This window comes from Comamonas sp. Z1, from assembly GCF_008121555.1.
Taxonomy (GTDB): domain Bacteria; phylum Pseudomonadota; class Gammaproteobacteria; order Burkholderiales; family Burkholderiaceae_C; genus Comamonas; species Comamonas thiooxydans.
Genome location: NZ_VOQT01000001.1, coordinates 424688 through 439656, shown reverse-complemented (window position 1 = coordinate 439656; position 14969 = coordinate 424688). Strand labels below are relative to the sequence as shown.

At 62.9% G+C, this 14969-nt stretch carries 17 protein-coding genes; 5 read left to right on the top strand and 12 right to left on the bottom strand.

The window, feature by feature from the left end; all coding sequences use genetic code 11:
- Positions 1-102: 102 nt before the first annotated feature.
- The 4 genes from FSY45_RS01930 to FSY45_RS28140 form a co-directional block, all read right to left on the bottom strand.
- Entirely contained in the window at positions 103-246 is a 144-nt protein-coding gene (locus FSY45_RS01930; RefSeq protein WP_012837967.1) for a DUF3149 domain-containing protein, read from the bottom strand.
- Between the two features lie 208 nt (positions 247-454).
- Complete coding sequence (locus FSY45_RS01925; protein WP_046461933.1) at positions 455-1882, bottom strand: M20 family metallopeptidase; 1428 nt, start codon at positions 1880-1882, stop codon at positions 455-457.
- 90 nt (positions 1883-1972) lie between these two features.
- Positions 1973-2998, bottom strand: a complete 1026-nt coding sequence (locus FSY45_RS01920) for a tripartite tricarboxylate transporter substrate binding protein BugE (RefSeq protein WP_003063010.1) — start codon at positions 2996-2998, stop codon at positions 1973-1975.
- Between the two features lie 366 nt (positions 2999-3364).
- The gene (locus FSY45_RS28140; protein ID WP_003063008.1) at positions 3365-3493 is read right to left on the bottom strand and encodes a hypothetical protein; all 129 of its coding nucleotides are present in this window, start codon (positions 3491-3493) and stop codon (positions 3365-3367) included.
- Between the two features lie 192 nt (positions 3494-3685).
- Between FSY45_RS28140 and FSY45_RS01915 the strand changes: the two genes are divergently transcribed.
- From FSY45_RS01915 to FSY45_RS01900, 4 genes are all read left to right on the top strand, one after another.
- Positions 3686-4588: a glutamate ABC transporter substrate-binding protein gene (locus FSY45_RS01915; RefSeq protein WP_003063006.1), complete on the top strand. Its 903-nt coding sequence runs from the start codon at positions 3686-3688 to the stop codon at positions 4586-4588.
- Positions 4589-4591: 3 nt separating this feature from the next.
- Complete coding sequence (locus FSY45_RS01910) at positions 4592-5254, top strand: amino acid ABC transporter permease (RefSeq protein WP_046461934.1); 663 nt, start codon at positions 4592-4594, stop codon at positions 5252-5254.
- Positions 5251-6051 (top strand): amino acid ABC transporter permease, encoded by an 801-nt coding sequence (locus tag FSY45_RS01905; RefSeq protein WP_003063002.1) that lies wholly within the window; start codon positions 5251-5253, stop codon positions 6049-6051. The genes FSY45_RS01910 and FSY45_RS01905 overlap by 4 nt, the downstream gene beginning before the upstream one ends.
- Before the next feature lie 266 nt (positions 6052-6317).
- On the top strand, positions 6318-7325 hold the full coding sequence (locus tag FSY45_RS01900; RefSeq protein ID WP_003063000.1) for a LysR family transcriptional regulator: 1008 nt from the start codon (positions 6318-6320) through the stop codon (positions 7323-7325).
- 118 nt (positions 7326-7443) lie between these two features.
- Here FSY45_RS01900 and cobF read toward each other — a convergent pair whose 3' ends face one another.
- Genes cobF through FSY45_RS01880 form a run of 4 tightly spaced genes read right to left on the bottom strand, consistent with a single transcriptional unit; the run spans position 7444 to position 10629 of the window.
- Positions 7444-8202: a precorrin-6A synthase (deacetylating) gene (gene cobF / locus FSY45_RS01895; protein WP_046461935.1), complete on the bottom strand. Its 759-nt coding sequence runs from the start codon at positions 8200-8202 to the stop codon at positions 7444-7446.
- A complete protein-coding gene (gene cobM / locus FSY45_RS01890; RefSeq protein ID WP_046461936.1) occupies positions 8202-8996 on the bottom strand; it encodes a precorrin-4 C(11)-methyltransferase in 795 nt (264 codons plus the stop codon). Before cobM ends, cobF begins: the two co-directional genes overlap by 1 nt.
- Positions 8993-9436: a cobalamin biosynthesis protein gene (locus FSY45_RS01885; RefSeq protein WP_003062995.1), complete on the bottom strand. Its 444-nt coding sequence runs from the start codon at positions 9434-9436 to the stop codon at positions 8993-8995. The genes cobM and FSY45_RS01885 overlap by 4 nt, the downstream gene beginning before the upstream one ends.
- The gene (locus tag FSY45_RS01880) at positions 9433-10629 is read right to left on the bottom strand and encodes a bifunctional cobalt-precorrin-7 (C(5))-methyltransferase/cobalt-precorrin-6B (C(15))-methyltransferase (RefSeq protein WP_003062993.1); all 1197 of its coding nucleotides are present in this window, start codon (positions 10627-10629) and stop codon (positions 9433-9435) included. The genes FSY45_RS01885 and FSY45_RS01880 overlap by 4 nt, the downstream gene beginning before the upstream one ends.
- Here FSY45_RS01880 and FSY45_RS01875 point away from each other — a divergent pair.
- Entirely contained in the window at positions 10622-11377 is a 756-nt protein-coding gene (locus FSY45_RS01875; RefSeq protein WP_003062991.1) for a cobalt-precorrin-6A reductase, read from the top strand. The genes FSY45_RS01880 and FSY45_RS01875 overlap by 8 nt on opposite strands.
- A 31-nt stretch (positions 11378-11408) precedes the next feature.
- On the opposite strand, the gene cobJ is transcribed toward FSY45_RS01875, so the two are convergent.
- Genes cobJ through FSY45_RS01855 form a run of 4 tightly spaced genes read right to left on the bottom strand, consistent with a single transcriptional unit; the run spans position 11409 to position 14859 of the window.
- Positions 11409-12197 (bottom strand): precorrin-3B C(17)-methyltransferase, encoded by a 789-nt coding sequence (cobJ, locus tag FSY45_RS01870; protein WP_046461937.1) that lies wholly within the window; start codon positions 12195-12197, stop codon positions 11409-11411.
- Between the two features lie 25 nt (positions 12198-12222).
- Positions 12223-12963, bottom strand: coding sequence for a precorrin-2 C(20)-methyltransferase (cobI, locus tag FSY45_RS01865; RefSeq protein WP_046461938.1), 741 nt, complete (start codon positions 12961-12963; stop codon positions 12223-12225).
- A gap of 11 nt (positions 12964-12974) precedes the next feature.
- Positions 12975-13604 carry a precorrin-8X methylmutase gene (locus FSY45_RS01860; RefSeq protein WP_003062987.1) on the bottom strand — a complete coding sequence of 210 codons (630 nt, stop codon included), beginning with the start codon at positions 13602-13604 and terminating at the stop codon, positions 12975-12977.
- Entirely contained in the window at positions 13588-14859 is a 1272-nt protein-coding gene (locus tag FSY45_RS01855; protein WP_223305711.1) for a nitrite reductase, read from the bottom strand. Before FSY45_RS01855 ends, FSY45_RS01860 begins: the two co-directional genes overlap by 17 nt.
- Positions 14860-14969 lie beyond the last annotated feature (110 nt).

The following is a 14969-nucleotide window of genomic DNA, read 5'->3' as shown; positions in this document are numbered from 1 at the left end:
AAAAAGGCCGGAGTGAAAGCTCCGGCCTTTTTTGCACTCGAACCGCACCATATCGCCAGCAACCCAAGGCAGTACATGCGCAGCGTGCTATGAAGTTTGGATTTACTCCAATGGGGTGCTGGCAACGTTCTTCATCTTGCCAAGAAAGAGGCGGGTAAAGAAAGCGGCCATGACGATGATCAGCAAAATCACGGCCAGGCTCATCAGTCCGTAGTCGGTTGAAAAGAGATCGATCATCAGCTTCATGGTGCCTCCCTGTTGAGTTTCCGCAGTCTTGCGGCATGTCTCACTATGGCCGCTCGGCCTGGCCGGGGGCTTGTGCTGCATCAAGCTTTGACCGCAGCCGCTTTGAGGCAGAGCAAGCATGGCGAATCCTCAATCCTGGCGGGCGTTTTCAGGGGCTTTTGCTTTGAGGTTGCCGAAATTCCTTTCAGAGGAGGGAGGCGTTGCCAACTTACTTTCGCAAAAAGGGCAGGGCTACCTCTTCTGGAATAGGGCAGACATAGGGCTTGCCCTCACGGCGTTGCACTAGTTCTTCCTTGGCGCGTTCCAGCAACTCGGGCTGGGCGAACAGTTCCACAGCGGTGGCGGTCAGAATTTTTGCGGCGTGCACCATGCCGGTGTGAGCCAGGCCGGACTGCCCCTGCGACACCATCTGCCAGGAGTGCAGCGGTGTGCCAAAAGCATAGCAGGCCACCCAGGCCTGAACCGTGGGCGTGATCCAGCTCACATCGGCCACGTCGGTGGAGCCGAACATGATGTCTTTGGCGTTCGGGTCGTAGGGCGTCAGACCTTCAAAAATGGCCGGCACCTTGCCGCGCAGCACGCTGGCCAAAGGGCGGCTGACGGCATCGACATCGTTTTTGTCCAGCGTGGCCTGGAACTGGCCGGCAACAGCATGCGCCTGTGCATTGGCTTGCAACTGTCCCAGTGCCTGCATCTGCGCATGCATCACGCTGTTCAGCGTGCTGTTTTGCAGCAGATTGGAACAGGCCTTGTCGAAGATGATTTCGAGCTTGCAGTCCGTCATCAGTGCGGCGCCACGCGCCACGTTCTGAACGCGCTCATAGAGTTCGGCGGCTTCGTGGTTGCGTGCTGCCCGCACCAGATACAGCACTTCGGCGCGCGCCTGCACGACATTGGGCGACAGACCACCGCTATCGGTGACGGCGTAGTGCACGCGGGCGTCCGAGGGCATGTGCTCGCGCAAATAGTTCACCCCCACGTTCATGAGCTCCACTGCATCCAAGGCGCTGCGGCCCAGGTGGGGCGAGTGCGCGGCATGCGATGCCTTGCCATGGAAGACAAACTTTGCCTGAATATTGGCCAGCGTGCTCTGGCTGAACAGACCGGTGTAGCTGGCTGGGTGCCAGGTCAGTGCTGCATCCACATCATCGAACACGCCGGCGCGGGCCATGAAGGTCTTGCCGGAGCCGCCTTCCTCGGCTGGACAGCCGTAATAGCGCACGCGTCCGCTCGTGCCGGTGCTTTTCAGGTGCTGCTGCAGCGCAATAGCGGCAAAGTGCGCAGAAGTTCCCAGTAGATGGTGGCCGCAGCCGTGGCCGGCCAGACCAGGGCTGTCGGTGGACGGGGTGCAAACCAGAGCACCGCTTTGCTGGTTCAGGCCTGACAGGGCGTCGTATTCACCGAGCAAGGCAATGACCGGGCCTGCATCGCCCCATTCGGCCATGAAGGCGGTGGGGATGTCTGCCACATCGCGCGTGATGCGGAAACCAGCCTGCTGCAGCGCATCGATGTGAAGCTGGGCCGAAGCGTTCTCGGCATAGCGCAGCTCGGCCAGAGACCAGATCTGGTCGGCCAATGCCGTCATGCGTGGTGTCTCGCGTTGAAAAAAATCCTGCAGGGCGCTCATCGCTTGCATGGCAAAAGGGTCCTTGAGCTGTGGTGAAGAAGATAGGGCATGAAGAAGCAACCGGCCGGCTGCAGCGAGTGCCGGCTGCAGGGCGGGCTCTTATTCGGGCTTGACGCCGGCCTTGTCGAGCAGGGCCTTGTTGCGCTTGAGTTCGGCGGCGATCTGGGCCGGGAACTGGGAGGGCGCTGCCTCGGTCGCCGTCGCGCCCAGATTCTTCAGGTGCTTTTGCACCTCGGGCAGGTGTACTGCCTTGACAGCCGCATCCTGCAACTGCTTCACGATGGGGGCCGGTGTGTTGCTGGGGACGACCAGACCGAACCAGCTGATGCCCAGTTCGTTGAGTTCGTCGTAGCCCAGTTCCTTGAAGGTCGGCACATTGGGCAGGTCGGGTGAGCGGCCATGTGAGGCCACCACCACAGGCAGCAGCTTGCCGCCCTTGATCTGTGGCATTGCCGAGGGCAACTGGTCGGTCATGATCTGAACCATGCCGGCCAAGGCGTCATTGAGTGCAGGGCCGTTGCCGCGATAGGGCACGATCTGGATCTGGGTCTTCATGGTTTCGTTGAACGAGGCAACCATCAGATGTCCCAGCGTTCCCAGGCCTGGCACTCCGGCACTGTAGGTGCCGGGCTGGGCCTTGACCTTGGCGAGAAAGTCCTTGAAGTTGTTCACGCCCATCTTGGGGTGGGCCATATAGACCGAAGGCATGGTCACCAGATTGGCAACCGGCAGCAGCTTGCCTTCAATCTTGCTGGCGCGTTTGTAGAGCAGGGGGTTGATGGTGGCTGTGCTCACGGTAGCCATGCCAATGCTGTAGCCGTCCGGAGCGGCCTGGGCGATGGCCTCGCTGCCGATCAGTCCTCCTGCGCCGCCCTTGTTGTCCACGATCACCGGTTGCCCCAGCGTGGTGCGCATGCCTTCGGCAATCACGCGGGCCACGATGTCGGTGGAGCCGCCGGCGGCAAAAGGCACGATGAGCTTGACAGGCTTGCTTGGATAGGCGTCAGCAGCCAGCGCCTGCGGCGCAGCCAGGGTCCACAAGGAGCTGGCAATCGCCAGCGAGAGCAGGCCGACGCTGCGATTGAGGCCATTTGTGCAGCCGCGAGTGCGTGAAGAGATGGGCATGGAGGGCTCCTGAAAGATATCGGCCGATGCGTGCCTGCACCATCAGTGCTGTTCACGAACTTCTGCCGTCATGGGAATGAAATATAGAAATTCCGGAGCCTGGGCAGTACATGTTATTTGCGGTTAGCTATAAGCTTTGTCGATACCTCGGGTGCGCCTCTCTCTGTGGGGCTGGATGGCTTCTAGTAAAAACCCTTGTATTTCTCGCGATCATTGATCATGTTTGCCATGGACAGTGCCTGGGACAGAGATGCCGCTCAATATCGCTGGATCTGTTTAGGGGTTGTGTGTATTTGCTCACGCTCGGCGACAGCGGTGGTTTCGACTTCTCAAGTTGATGACTTGAAAGCTGCCGTCGAGGTTCTATCAGCAGGTTGCCTTGGCGGTGTGATCGAGCGGCTGCAATATTGCCTTGCCCGCGGCAGGTGCTGCTTGGCCGGCATGGACGCCAGAAATTGCATCGAGCTTGAGTTCAGACTGCTTGCCAGGATTCATAGCTGGACGCCGGCCGGGTCAGACTCTCGAATGAGTGCTAGGCAAGGCCTGGGACTGTTGGCGGCGTCGTGGCCTGTTGGGGCACAAGGGCTGTATTGTGTGCACAATGGTGGCTACGCTCGGACGAGCGGCTCGCGCATTACAAATGCTGCTTTATATTGATTCGCGTCGCAGACCATCCAAGAAGACCGCATGTCGATCAAATCCATTCTGAAATCCACCGTGGTGGCACTGACGATCGTGACCGGTGGGTCGCTTTTCGCACAGGGCACTCCCATCAATGCAGCGGCCTATGACGCACTGGTTGTGCAAGGGCCTGTGGCCGATGCGGCGACCATCGCATCGAGCACATGGGCCAGCAAGATCAAACAGGCTGGCACGCTGCGCCTCGGCAGCACGCAAACCTCGAATCTTTTCTCGCTGCTCAATGAGAAAGACGGCAAGATCCGCGGCTTTGACCTGGGTCTGGCCCAGCTCATCACTCGCTACATTCTGGGCGACGCCGCCAAGTACCAGTTCACGCAGGTGACCTCGTCCACGCGCGAGCAGGTGCTTATCAATAATCAGGTGGACATGGTCTTCGCCACCTACTCCATCACTCCTGCTCGCGCCGAGAAGATCTCGTTTGCCGGCCCTTACTACACATCGCAGTCCGGCGTGCTGGTCAAGTCGAACAACAAGACGGTTCAGTCTTACAACGACCTGGGCGGCAAGAAGGTGGCCACGCAAGCGGGCTCCACGGGGCCTGCGATATTGGCCCAATATGCTCCCAAGGCTGTCGTGCAAGAGTTTCAGACACATCAGGAAGCCCTCGATGCACTGCGTCAGGGGCGCGTGGATGCCTACGTGACTGATTACACGCTGCTGCTCAACGCCCTGAGCCTTGGCACCAGCAACGCGCGGCTGGCGGGTGCGCCATTCGGCGCGCAGGACCCCTATGGAGTTGGACTGCCCAAGGGCTCGGACGGCGTAGCATTCATCAATGCCTTCCTGAAGAAGCTGGAGGCTGATGGTACCTGGGCCAAACTTTGGACTATCTCCATAGGGCAGCGTACCGGTAGCACGACTGTTCCGACGCCGCCTGCTCTGCCTTGAACAATGGGTGAGGTTTCCAGGCTCCTGGCCGATTATGGGCCTGCCTTCTGGCAGGCCCTCTTGCTGACATGGAAGCTCACGGTGGTGTCCTTTGTGCCCGGGGTCATGCTGGGTACGGTCGTCGCGGTGCTTAGGCTTATGCCATTGCCGCCGTTGCGCTTGGCTCTGACCGTCTACGTCGAGATCTTCCGCAATATTCCCAGCGTAGCGCTGCTGATCTTCACCGTTTTCGCGCTACCCGATCTCAACATCGTGATCGACTATGAGCCCAGCGTGATACTGACGCTGACGCTGGTCTGCTCCGCATTCACGGCGGATTACCTGCGCTCGGGTATCAACACCATTCCCGGCAGCCAGATTGAGGCAGCACTCAGCCTGGGCATGCGGCCGCTGCAGATTGTTTCTGCCGTGGTCTTGCCGCAGGCGCTGCGTTCGGTGGTGCAGCCGATGACTTCGTTGCTGATTGCATTGATGCTGTCGACATCTCTGGCGTCGCAGTTGCCGTTTCCAGGCCGGGAGCTCACTGCGCTCGTATCCAAGATCGCCAACGACTCGGCGCTCGGCATTGCCGCGTTCGCAGTGGCTGCCACCATGTATGTGGTGACAGGCCTGCTCATCGCCTGGGCCGGCGCAGCTCTGGAAAAGAAAGTGCGGATACTGCGATGAGCCGCTCTCTGGAGGACATTCTGTTTGCTGCGCCGGGCCCCCAGGCCCGGGCCGTCGCCAACGCGGTGAGCGTGATCGCCGCAGCCGTGCTGCTTTTGCTGGCGGTGGCCATCGTGTTCCGCTTCCATTCGGCAGGGCAGCTCGATGCCCCGTATTGGGAATTCTTTGCCTGGCCGACGACCTGGAGCTTTCTTGCCAAAGGTCTGCTCGGCACGCTGGCATCGTCGGCGATGGCCGCCGTCATTGCTCTGGCCCTCGGGCTGGTGCTGCTGCTGGGGCGGCTGTCGCGGCTGAGGCTGATGCGTTGGCCCAGCATTGCTGTCATCGAGTTCCTGCGCGGCACGCCGACGCTGCTGCTCATCTATGTTTGCTTTCTGGTGCTGCCATCGGTCGGGATCAAGCTGAGCACCTATTGGATGCTGACCTTGCCCATAGGCCTGAGTACCGCAGCCGTGGTTGCCGAGGTATACCGCGCGGGCGTGCTAGCCGTTCCGCGCGGCCAGACCGACGCCGCGCGAAGCCTGGGTTTGACCGAAGTCCAGGTCTTTTTCTTCGTCGTTTTTCCTCAGGCCCTTCGCTACATCGTTCCGGCACTGGTTGCGCAACTGGTCATTGTGGTCAAGGACACCACCTTCGGCTATGTCGTTACCTATGGTGAGCTCATGCAGAACGCCAAGGTGCTGATAGCGAACTACCACTCGCTGGTGCCTGTGTACCTGGTTGTGGCGGCGCTTTACTGCCTTGTGAACTATGCGATTTCAAAGGCGAGCCAGCGACTAGGTAGGCCCATGCATTGACCGCTCTCGGGTGGTTCGCGGGCGGCTGGTACGGCGCTCTGTCATCCGCAGACGGGGCAATTGCATGACAATGCGGTGTCGCGGCGTTTCCTCCGACCGTTCAAGCGGGAGTGAATGCATAGTCGGATGCGTGCAAACCATCCGAATCATGCTCACTTCGGTGCTCGATGCGAGCGGCTCGCTCTCGAACACGGGCTGTGTTCGGTGCCGGCGTTGGCGAGATGCTGCAACGAACTTTGTGGAAGCGATCGACATCCGTTGAAATCATGGCTGCTGACTCGTCTTTTTCTCAGATACAGGCCGGAGCAGGGGCTGCAAGCCCCGAGGGCCGCTTGCTCTTTTCCCGTATGGTCAAGCAGGTGCGGCTGCGTCAGTTGCAGCTTTTGCTGGCTTTGCAGCAATGCGGCTCGGTCATGCAGGCGGCAGTGGAGCTGAGCATGAGCCAGTCAGCGGCTACCCAAGCCCTGGCCGAGCTGGAGCGGGTGCTGGATATCAAGCTGTTCGAGCGCCATGCACGCGGCATGCGGCCCACAGTGGCAGGCCAGGCCTTGATCGATGCGGCACGCGGCATGCTGGTGGGATTGCAGGAAGTGTCCGAATCGCTGGCCTCCATCCGTCGCGGGGCTTCGGCAGCGTTACGCCTCGGGGCCATTCCGGCAGCTGCGCTTTCGGTGCTCTCACAGCTGCTGCCACGCTTTTACGAGGCACACCCGCAGGTCTATGTGGATGTGCATGAGGATGCCAGCGCCCCTTTGCTGTCGCAGCTCATGGCCTCCGGTCTCGATGTGGTGTTCTGTCGCCAGCCCCAGCTTTTGCCGGTGGAGTTTTCCTTCGAGCCGCTGCTGCTGGATGCCGCCGTGGTGATTGCGGATGCTGATCATCCGCTGGTCGGGCGGCGCGATGTGCCGCTGCCTGCCTTGAGGGGCGCACGCTGGGTGCTGCCGAGCTTTGGCATCGCGGTGCGCAATATCGTGGAGACCGAGGTGCTGCCCGTGCTGGAGGATGCCTCCTGGTTTCCGGCCTCCACGGTGTCCCTGCCCGTGCTCGAGGGCCTGCTCACCCAGCCTGGGGCCGTATCACTGGTGCCCCGCAGCATTCTGCCGGGACTGCGTTCCCAGGGGCGTGTGCGTGCGCTGGATGTGCGTATGGAGGGCGGTTTGCCGCCGTTGGGCGCGGTGTATCGCACAGACCATGCGCCAGCGCTGCTGCAGGAGATGCTCAGGCTCTGGCATCGGCTCGAGCTGCCTCATGCATCAGTACCTGCGTCCGCATAGGCTGGCATCGGCAAGCAAGCTGAACACCCTAGGCCATCGAGTCCTTGATGAAGTGACGCACACCGCACGGTGATCCGGTGTGTCCGCCAGGCGACGGATGCGCCTGGGCGACCTTGGGTCAGGGGGCCGCGACCCTGCGCAGCAGGTAGATGTCCATGATCCAGCCATTTTGCGCGCGGGCCTGGGCGCGCCTGCTGGTGATGTCTGGCGCGATGTCGCAAAGCCGGCCATGCATGAGCAATTGCTGGGGCATGCCCAGATAGGCGCCCCAGTAGATGTCGACATCGGTGTCTTTCAACTGTTCATAGCTGCGTTGACCATCCAGCATCACGATCAGGGTGTTCACCCCGGATGGCCAGCCGTTTTCGCGCAGCTGGCGACCGGTGGTGATCAGAAAGGGTTCGCCGATCTCATTGAGGGCAATGCCGTGGGCACTGCACAGCACCTGCATGGAAGTGATGCCAGGCACGACGCATACCTGTTCGCGGGCCAGGCCCAGACGCGAGGCAATGCGCAACGTGCTGTCGTAGAGGGCCGGGTCGCCCCAGACAAGCAGGGCCACGCGTCCCGAACGGGCAGGCAGGCGGTCCTGAAGACTGGCTTGCCAGCGCCGGGCAATGGCCTCATGCCATTCGTCCACCTGCTGGTCGTAGTCCGATCCCTGCTGACGGCGTTGCGGCATGTCGAAGTGAGCAATTCGGCTCTCTTCCACGGCCAGGCTTTGCAGCAGCGACAGGCGGACCTGGGCCAGCTCTGCCTTGTTGTCCTCCTTGTGTGGCAAAAGAACCAGGTCGGCGCAGCGAATCGCTTTCTCTGCTTCTCGGGTGAGGTGATCGGGGTTGCCGGTGCCGATGCCGATCAGGAACAGCTCCAGCATCAGGCGCCCTCGGTTCCGCGAGGGAAGCGCGGTTCGTCGCCGCGCGGCCGGTAGCGGCGATCGTAGTCATTGGCATAGAGTCGGCTGTTGCCGAAATCCTGCTGATTCAGGGTGGCCCCGACCAGAATCAGTGCGCTGCGCTGCAGCGGATTGGATTGAGCGGCGCTGGCGATATCTCCCACGCGGGTGCGCAGCAGTTGCTCGTCCGGCCATGAGGCGCGCCAGACAATGGCTGCAGGGCAATCCGGGCCGTAATGGCTGGTGAGTTCCTGCTGCACCTGCTCGGCCACATGGACCGACAGATGAATCGCCAGCACGGCGCCGGTCGCCGCGAAGGCGGCCAGGGTTTCGCCGTCGGGCATGCTCGACGCCCGGCCCGAGGTACGTGTCAGCACCACCGATTGGCAGGAGCCGGGCAGTGTCAGCTCGGCCTCCAGCGCAGCGGCTGCGGCACTGAAGGCGGGGACGCCGGGAGTGACGGTGTAGGGGATGTTCAGCTCGCGCAGGGCGCGCAACTGCTCACCCATGGCAGACCAGATGCTCAGGTCGCCGGAATGCAGGCGGGCGACATCCAGCCCTTGTTCGTGTGCAGTCTGGATTTCGGCCACGATGTCTTCCAGCGACATGGGGGCGGTGTTGACGAGACGGGCTCCGGCAGGGCAGTGCGCCAGCAGCTCGCTGGGTACCAGCGAGCCTGCGTACAGGCACACAGGTGAGGCGGCCAGCAGATCACGCCCGCGAACGGTGATGAGGTCGGCCGCACCGGGGCCGGCTCCGATGAAATGAACGGTCAAGGCAAAACTCCAGGGATAAATGGTGTGGGCAGAGGCAAGCCGGCAATCGCCAGCGTCGCACGTCGGTCTGCCGAAACGGTGCGCAGCACCAGCAGCCGGCTATGGGCCAGGGCGGCGCCGGCATGCAGGGCCAGGGCTTCTGCAACGCTGCCCGTGGCAAAGCGCTGCTGCAATCTTGCCGAATGCGACGGCGTGGCTATATGCGCAATCGCGCTTTCGGCACAGGTCTTCCAGTCGATATGGCCAGGAATCTGGCTGGCCCAATCCTGCAAGGCGCGCGCTGCTGAGGTCTGGCTCCTGGTGGCCAGCAGGGCAAAGGTCCAGCGGCAGGGCGCTGAATCCGCGCTCTCGAGGCTCTGGCAGGCCTGGGTCCAGCAGCTTTCGAATGATTGAGGCAGAGCACCGGCTTGAAAGCCCCAGCCTGCGAACAGATATCTCATTGGCTGCTCCAGACCCACTGCACCAGGGGGCGGGCTGGGGACCAGGAATGCATGCTGCCCAGGCTCTGAGCTTCGCTCCATTGCAACTGATACAGCTGGCCGCCATGCGTACGGTGCAGCTCCAGCAGCAGTGCCTGGGTGTGCAGCGCCACGGCATTCACCACGAGGCGCCAAGGCCCGGAAAGACGCATGCACAGGGCATTGAACAGCTCCGCGCTGAAGCCGCCGCCGACAAAGACGGCCTGCGGCTCTGGCTGCAGACGGGGCAGGGCTGCCAGGGCATGGTCATGAACCACTTCGAGCGCTGCCGCATAGCGCTGCGCATTCTGCGCAATATTGGCCGTACGCGCGGCATGCTGCTCCACGCAGATGGCCTGTCCGCCAGCCAGACACCACTCGACGGCGACCGAGCCCGAACCCGCACCCAGATCCCAGAGCCACTCGCCCTGGCGCGGAGCCAGCGCAGCCAGCGTCATGGCGCGCACCGGGCTTTTGGTGATCTGCCCGTCGTGTGCAAACTCACCGATGGGTCTGCCTGGTACCCGGGACAGACCTTTATCGCCGCGCGCTTCGAAAGCCGCAGTCACAGGGGCCTTGGCCGGCTGGGTTGCCAGCAGGGCGGCCAGCTCGCGCACCGTGCCGCTGCGTATGTCCTGCTGATCGCTGCCTGCCTGCTCCACCAGCCACAGAGGGCTGTCGCCCCAGCCCTGCTGCAGCAGCCATTGAGCCAGAGTGTGAGCGGCCGGGCCATCGCGCAACAGGCAGATAAAGCGCTCCTGAGGCGCCAGCAGAGGCGTCAGGCTGCTCAGGCTGCGGGCATGCAGGCCCAGGCAGTGGGTGCGCTCCTGGGACCAGCCCAGCTCGCCTGCAACCCAGGAAAATGTCGAGGGTTGAGGGTAATTGCGCCACTCGCCCAACTCCAGGTGCCTGGCCAGCGATGCCCCGGCACCGAAGTGAAACGGATCGCCGGACACCAGCACGGCCACGCCTTGCTGTCCACGCAGCTGCAGCACGGGCTCGACGCTGAAGGGGATCGGCCAGGCTCTGCCACGCGCTCCTGCTTGCGCCAGCGCCAGATGACGCGGACTGCCGAACACAACACTGGCATCATCCAGGGCTTGTCGCGCTGCAGGGCTTAGGCCTTCCAGCCCTGACGGATGAATTCCGATAATTGAAAGCCACGGATTGGCCATGACCCAAGTTCTCCTGTTAGGCGGCACTTTCGATGCCTATATCTTGTCCACGCTGCTGCATGAGGCCGGGGTGCAAGCCATCTATTCCTATGCCGGGGCCACCCAGACGCGTCGTACTCCGGCCTTGCCCGTGCGTGTGGGCGGTTTTGGCGGCGTGCAGGGGCTGGTCGATTACCTGAGTGCGCATCACATCACCCATGTCATCGACGCCACCCACCCATTCGCCGCACAGATGAGTGCCAATGCCATCGCGGCCTGCGCCCAACTGGATCTGCCCTTGCTGTCCATGGAGCGGCCAGCCTGGCAGGCGCAGCCTGGCGACCAATGGCAGCATGTGCCGGATATGGCGGCTGCCGCACAGGTCTTGAGTCGGTCTTTGAAGCGAGTGTTTCTGGCCATAGGACGCAAGCAGCTGGCGGCGTTTGCAGGCCTGGACGATCAGCACCAGTTTGTGCTGCGCGTCATCGACCAGGAGGGCGGCGCCTTGCCGTTGCCGGCATCCAGCTATGAGCTGATCGTTGCGCGCGGTCCGTTTCGGCTCACCGACGAACTGGCGCTGCTCGGGCAGTACCGCATCGACTGCATCGTCAGCAAGAACGCCGGTGGCGCAGATACCTATGCCAAGATCGAGGCCGCGCGGCAGCTGGGCATTCCGGTCATCATGGTCGACAGGCCGGTGCTGGCGCCGCGTACCCAGTGCCAAAGCCCGCAGCAGGCCATGGAGTGGTTGCGCCGGCAGCGCTGCTGAGCACTTGAGCCCGGCAAGGCCTTGCGTGCGTTCAGGCATGGTCTGTCACGGCAGAGGTAGCGCTGCTGCCGGCCTCATAGCTGCGCGGGGTATAGACATGCTTGCCCACCTGCCTGGTCTGGCTGTTGCCCACAATCACCACCGTGCGCATATCGGCCATGTGGGCTTGCGCGTCCAGCAGCCGCACAACCAGCAGCGTCTCATCGGGGCGGCTGACGTTGCGGGCAAAGCAGATCAGGCGCTCGGGCTCGCATTCCTGCTGCAGTACCTGCAGTGCCCGGGAAAAGCCTTGCGGGCGTGATCGGGAGCAGGGGTTGTAGAACGCCATGGCGAAATCGGCCTGGGCGGCCAGACGGATGCGGCGCTCGATGATGCTGGCGGGCTTGAGGTTGTCGGACAGGTTGATGGTGCAGAAGTCATGTCCCAAGGGGGCGCCCAGACGCGCTGCTGCGGCCAGCATGGCGGTGATGCCCGGCTGCACCTGCACGTCCACGTCCTGCCAGCGGGCATGCTCCTCGGGGCTGGCCTGCTCCAGCGTCTCGAACACGGCACTGGCCATGGCGAATACGCCCGGGTCGCCCGACGAGAGCATCAGCACCTTGCGGCCCTGGGCTGCAAGATTCAGGGCATTGCGCGCACGCTCCAACTCTTCACGGTTGTCGCTGGCATGCAGCTGCAGATGTTCCAGACCCTGCAGCCGCTCCACATAGGGAAAGTAGCCGAATGCATCGCTTGCGCTGGCGATGCTGGCGCGCACCTGCTGCGTCAGCAGAGCATCATCGCCCGGGCCCAGGCCCAGCACCAGGAGTTGTGGAGGCATTGTGGTCGTGCTCATGACAGCGCATTCACATGTCGTTTGCCGGGCGGCGGCCCTGGCCGTGCACGACGATGATGGCGAAATAGGGGCAGCGCTCGGGTGCGTCGCTCAGCGGCATGACCTGCTGATCGCTCATGGTGCCGTTGATGACCAGCCAGGCGCGGTCCAGCTTGCCTTGCTCGCTCAGCAGCGCACGGATGCGGCCCAGATGCCGTCCCACCTTCATGATGACCAGCGCGTCCGAGCGCGCCATATGCTCGCGCAGCGGTGTATCGGGCAGGGTCGCGGGCAGCACGCTCATCACATCGTCACCCCAGGTCATGGGAATGCCGGTGGCATGCCAGCAGCCCACCATGCCGGGTATGCCGGGCAGCACCTCGACCGTCACCTGCGCCGCCTGGCGCAGACGCACATAGAGGTGCATGAAGGAGCCGTAGAAGAATGGATCGCCTTCGCAAAGCACGATCACATCCTCGCTGCGCGTCAGCTGTGTCAGCCGGGACTGCCAGTCCTGATAGAAGCTGGACAGCTGGGCGATATAGCGCGGGTCGTCGTGCGGGATCTCCGTGGTCAGCGGGTACTCCATCGGGTACTCCGTGACCTCGGCATGCAGCAGGCCGTTGACCAGTTGCCGCGCCTTGCCCGGGTGACCGCGTTTGCGGAAGTAGGCCACATGGCGGGCGTTCCTCAGCAGGCGGTCGGCCTTCACGCTCATCATGTCGGGATCGCCGGGACCCAGTCCCACGCAGAAGATTTTTCCGTGATTCATGGTGACTCTTCCTACTCCACCGTGGTTGCCAGCGCGTTGATGGCGGCAACCGTGATGGCGGAGCCACCGAGGCGTCCTTGCACGATGGCAAACGGAATCTGTCCCCATTCGCGCAGAGCGTCCTTGGACTCCGCAGCTCCCACAAAGCCGACCGGGCAGCCGACGATGGCCGCCGGGCGCGGACAGCCCGGGTCCTGCAGCATATGGAGCAGATGAAACAGGGCCGTCGGCGCATTGCCGATGGCGACCACGGCGCCGTCCAGATGCTCGCGCCACAGCTCCAGTGCTGCGGCGCTGCGGGTGTTGCCCATGTCGGCTGCCAGCGCTGGCACACGCGGGTCCTGCAGGGTGCAGATGATGGGGTTCTGGGCCGACAGGCGCTTGCGCGTGATGCCCTCGCTGACCATGCGTGCATCGCAGAGCACGGGTGCTCCGCGCCGCAGTGCGGCTTCCGCCGCTTCGGCAAAGGTCGGGGAGAAATGGATATGTGCGGCCAGCTCCACCATGCCAGCTGCGTGAATCATGCGGCAGGCGACCCGCTCTTCCACGGGGTTGAAGCGCTTGAGATCGGCCTCTCGGCGGATGATGCTGAAGGATTGCCGGTAAATCTCTTCACCGCACTTTTCATAGTTGTAGGTCATTGAGTTGTTGCTGTATATCGTGAGGATCGGAGTTCAGAGGCCGATAGGGAATGGATGCCCTGGCTGACGGTTGCGCTTCGGCGGGGCTGGCGTGCAGCCATATCTGGCCCGTTGTGTCCTGGCTGGCAAACACCACACTTGTCGCATCGGCAGGCAGGGCACAGAGCTTGGCGCAGCCGCTGATATGAAGATGCCGGTCCGCTGCCTGTGAGCTGGCGAATTGCAAGGCCATGGGCTGGGCCGGGATATGGGCCTGAGGGCAGTTGGGTGCTCCGGTGCAGGCCGAGACCCGCAGGCGCACATCCGTGGACTGGCTGATCCAGTCCCTGGCATCGAGCCGGGCAGGCAGTGAATCCAGGTGCTTGTTCGGCAGAAGCAAGGATTTCCAGGGCGTGACCCGGATCTCCGCTTGTTCGGGCATGAGAGCTGCCAGCTTCTGTATGGCCCATGCGTCCAGGCGTCCCAACGGGGCGCCGAGCAGCAGGCCGTGAGGGTTGGGCGCTCCGGGCCGCAACGACCTGGCAGCGTTCCTGTCCAGAGTCCGGGGCTCAAGGTGATGACTGGCCTTGGCGAGTCCGCAGACCTGACGGTCGATGGGCTTGACAAGGCCGCGCAATCGGCCTGCCGTCTGCGAGCTGCGCTCACGGGCAAACCACAGGGCAATCTGTATGGCTGCCTGCACAGCAGCCGGTGCAGTCTCAAAGCCATACCAGTCTTCCGATTGGCCCAGGGCAAGCCCATAGCCTCCATCGGCGCAGGCCCATAGCTGAAGGTCGGAGCTCAGGCTTCGGAGATGACACTGCGGATCGTCGACCAGCATGTCGAATTTGCCGGGCAGGGCCGGCATGTTCTGCTGTTGCAGGGCCAGGGGACTGAGATCACGCGCCGTTGCCACGGAAAGCGCCAGAGCCAGTGCATGGGTGCGATCTCCTCTTGTATAGAACGGAGTGCAATGCACGGCAGGCGCCAGATCTGCCTGTTCATCGGCTGGGGCCAGTCTCGAGACAACGAGCGCCGTGCGCAAGGCAGGCAGGGCCGATTCGTGCACGCCGCGCAATTGCAGATTGCCGAGGCGGGTCAACTCGATCTGGCCCGAGGCATGGGTTCGTGCGAGGTCGGCCAGTACCAGCCACTGAACGGCGGTTAGAGATGCGCAGCGAGGGCGTACGCGCACAATCCAGCCGTCCTGTGCCTGCATGGGTTTCCAGGTGCTGGGACACCAGCCACGAATCTGGATGGGCTCAGGGCTGGACAAGCTTTGCTCCAGGCGACGAGGCCAGGGCACGGCCGGCCCACTGGGACAAATCGGACTGGCAAATTCCATGCAACATAGGTCATCCACGGTCGGTTTGGCCGATACCCGGG

Coding starts and splice junctions, on each gene's coding strand:
- FSY45_RS01930 (WP_012837967.1), bottom strand. CDS start 246: ATGAAGCTGATGATCGATCTCTTTTCAACCGACTACGGACTGATGAGC.
- FSY45_RS01925 (WP_046461933.1), bottom strand. CDS start 1,882: ATGCAAGCGATGAGCGCCCTGCAGGATTTTTTTCAACGCGAGACACCA.
- FSY45_RS01920 (WP_003063010.1), bottom strand. CDS start 2,998: ATGCCCATCTCTTCACGCACTCGCGGCTGCACAAATGGCCTCAATCGC.
- FSY45_RS28140 (WP_003063008.1), bottom strand. CDS start 3,493: ATGAATCCTGGCAAGCAGTCTGAACTCAAGCTCGATGCAATTTCTGGC.
- FSY45_RS01915 (WP_003063006.1), top strand. CDS start 3,686: ATGTCGATCAAATCCATTCTGAAATCCACCGTGGTGGCACTGACGATC.
- FSY45_RS01910 (WP_046461934.1), top strand. CDS start 4,592: ATGGGTGAGGTTTCCAGGCTCCTGGCCGATTATGGGCCTGCCTTCTGG.
- FSY45_RS01905 (WP_003063002.1), top strand. CDS start 5,251: ATGAGCCGCTCTCTGGAGGACATTCTGTTTGCTGCGCCGGGCCCCCAG.
- FSY45_RS01900 (WP_003063000.1), top strand. CDS start 6,318: ATGGCTGCTGACTCGTCTTTTTCTCAGATACAGGCCGGAGCAGGGGCT.
- cobF (WP_046461935.1), bottom strand. CDS start 8,202: ATGCTGGAGCTGTTCCTGATCGGCATCGGCACCGGCAACCCCGATCAC.
- FSY45_RS01885 (WP_003062995.1), bottom strand. CDS start 9,436: ATGAGATATCTGTTCGCAGGCTGGGGCTTTCAAGCCGGTGCTCTGCCT.
- FSY45_RS01880 (WP_003062993.1), bottom strand. CDS start 10,629: ATGGCCAATCCGTGGCTTTCAATTATCGGAATTCATCCGTCAGGGCTG.
- cobJ (WP_046461937.1), bottom strand. CDS start 12,197: ATGCCTCCACAACTCCTGGTGCTGGGCCTGGGCCCGGGCGATGATGCT.
- cobI (WP_046461938.1), bottom strand. CDS start 12,963: ATGAATCACGGAAAAATCTTCTGCGTGGGACTGGGTCCCGGCGATCCC.
- FSY45_RS01860 (WP_003062987.1), bottom strand. CDS start 13,604: ATGACCTACAACTATGAAAAGTGCGGTGAAGAGATTTACCGGCAATCC.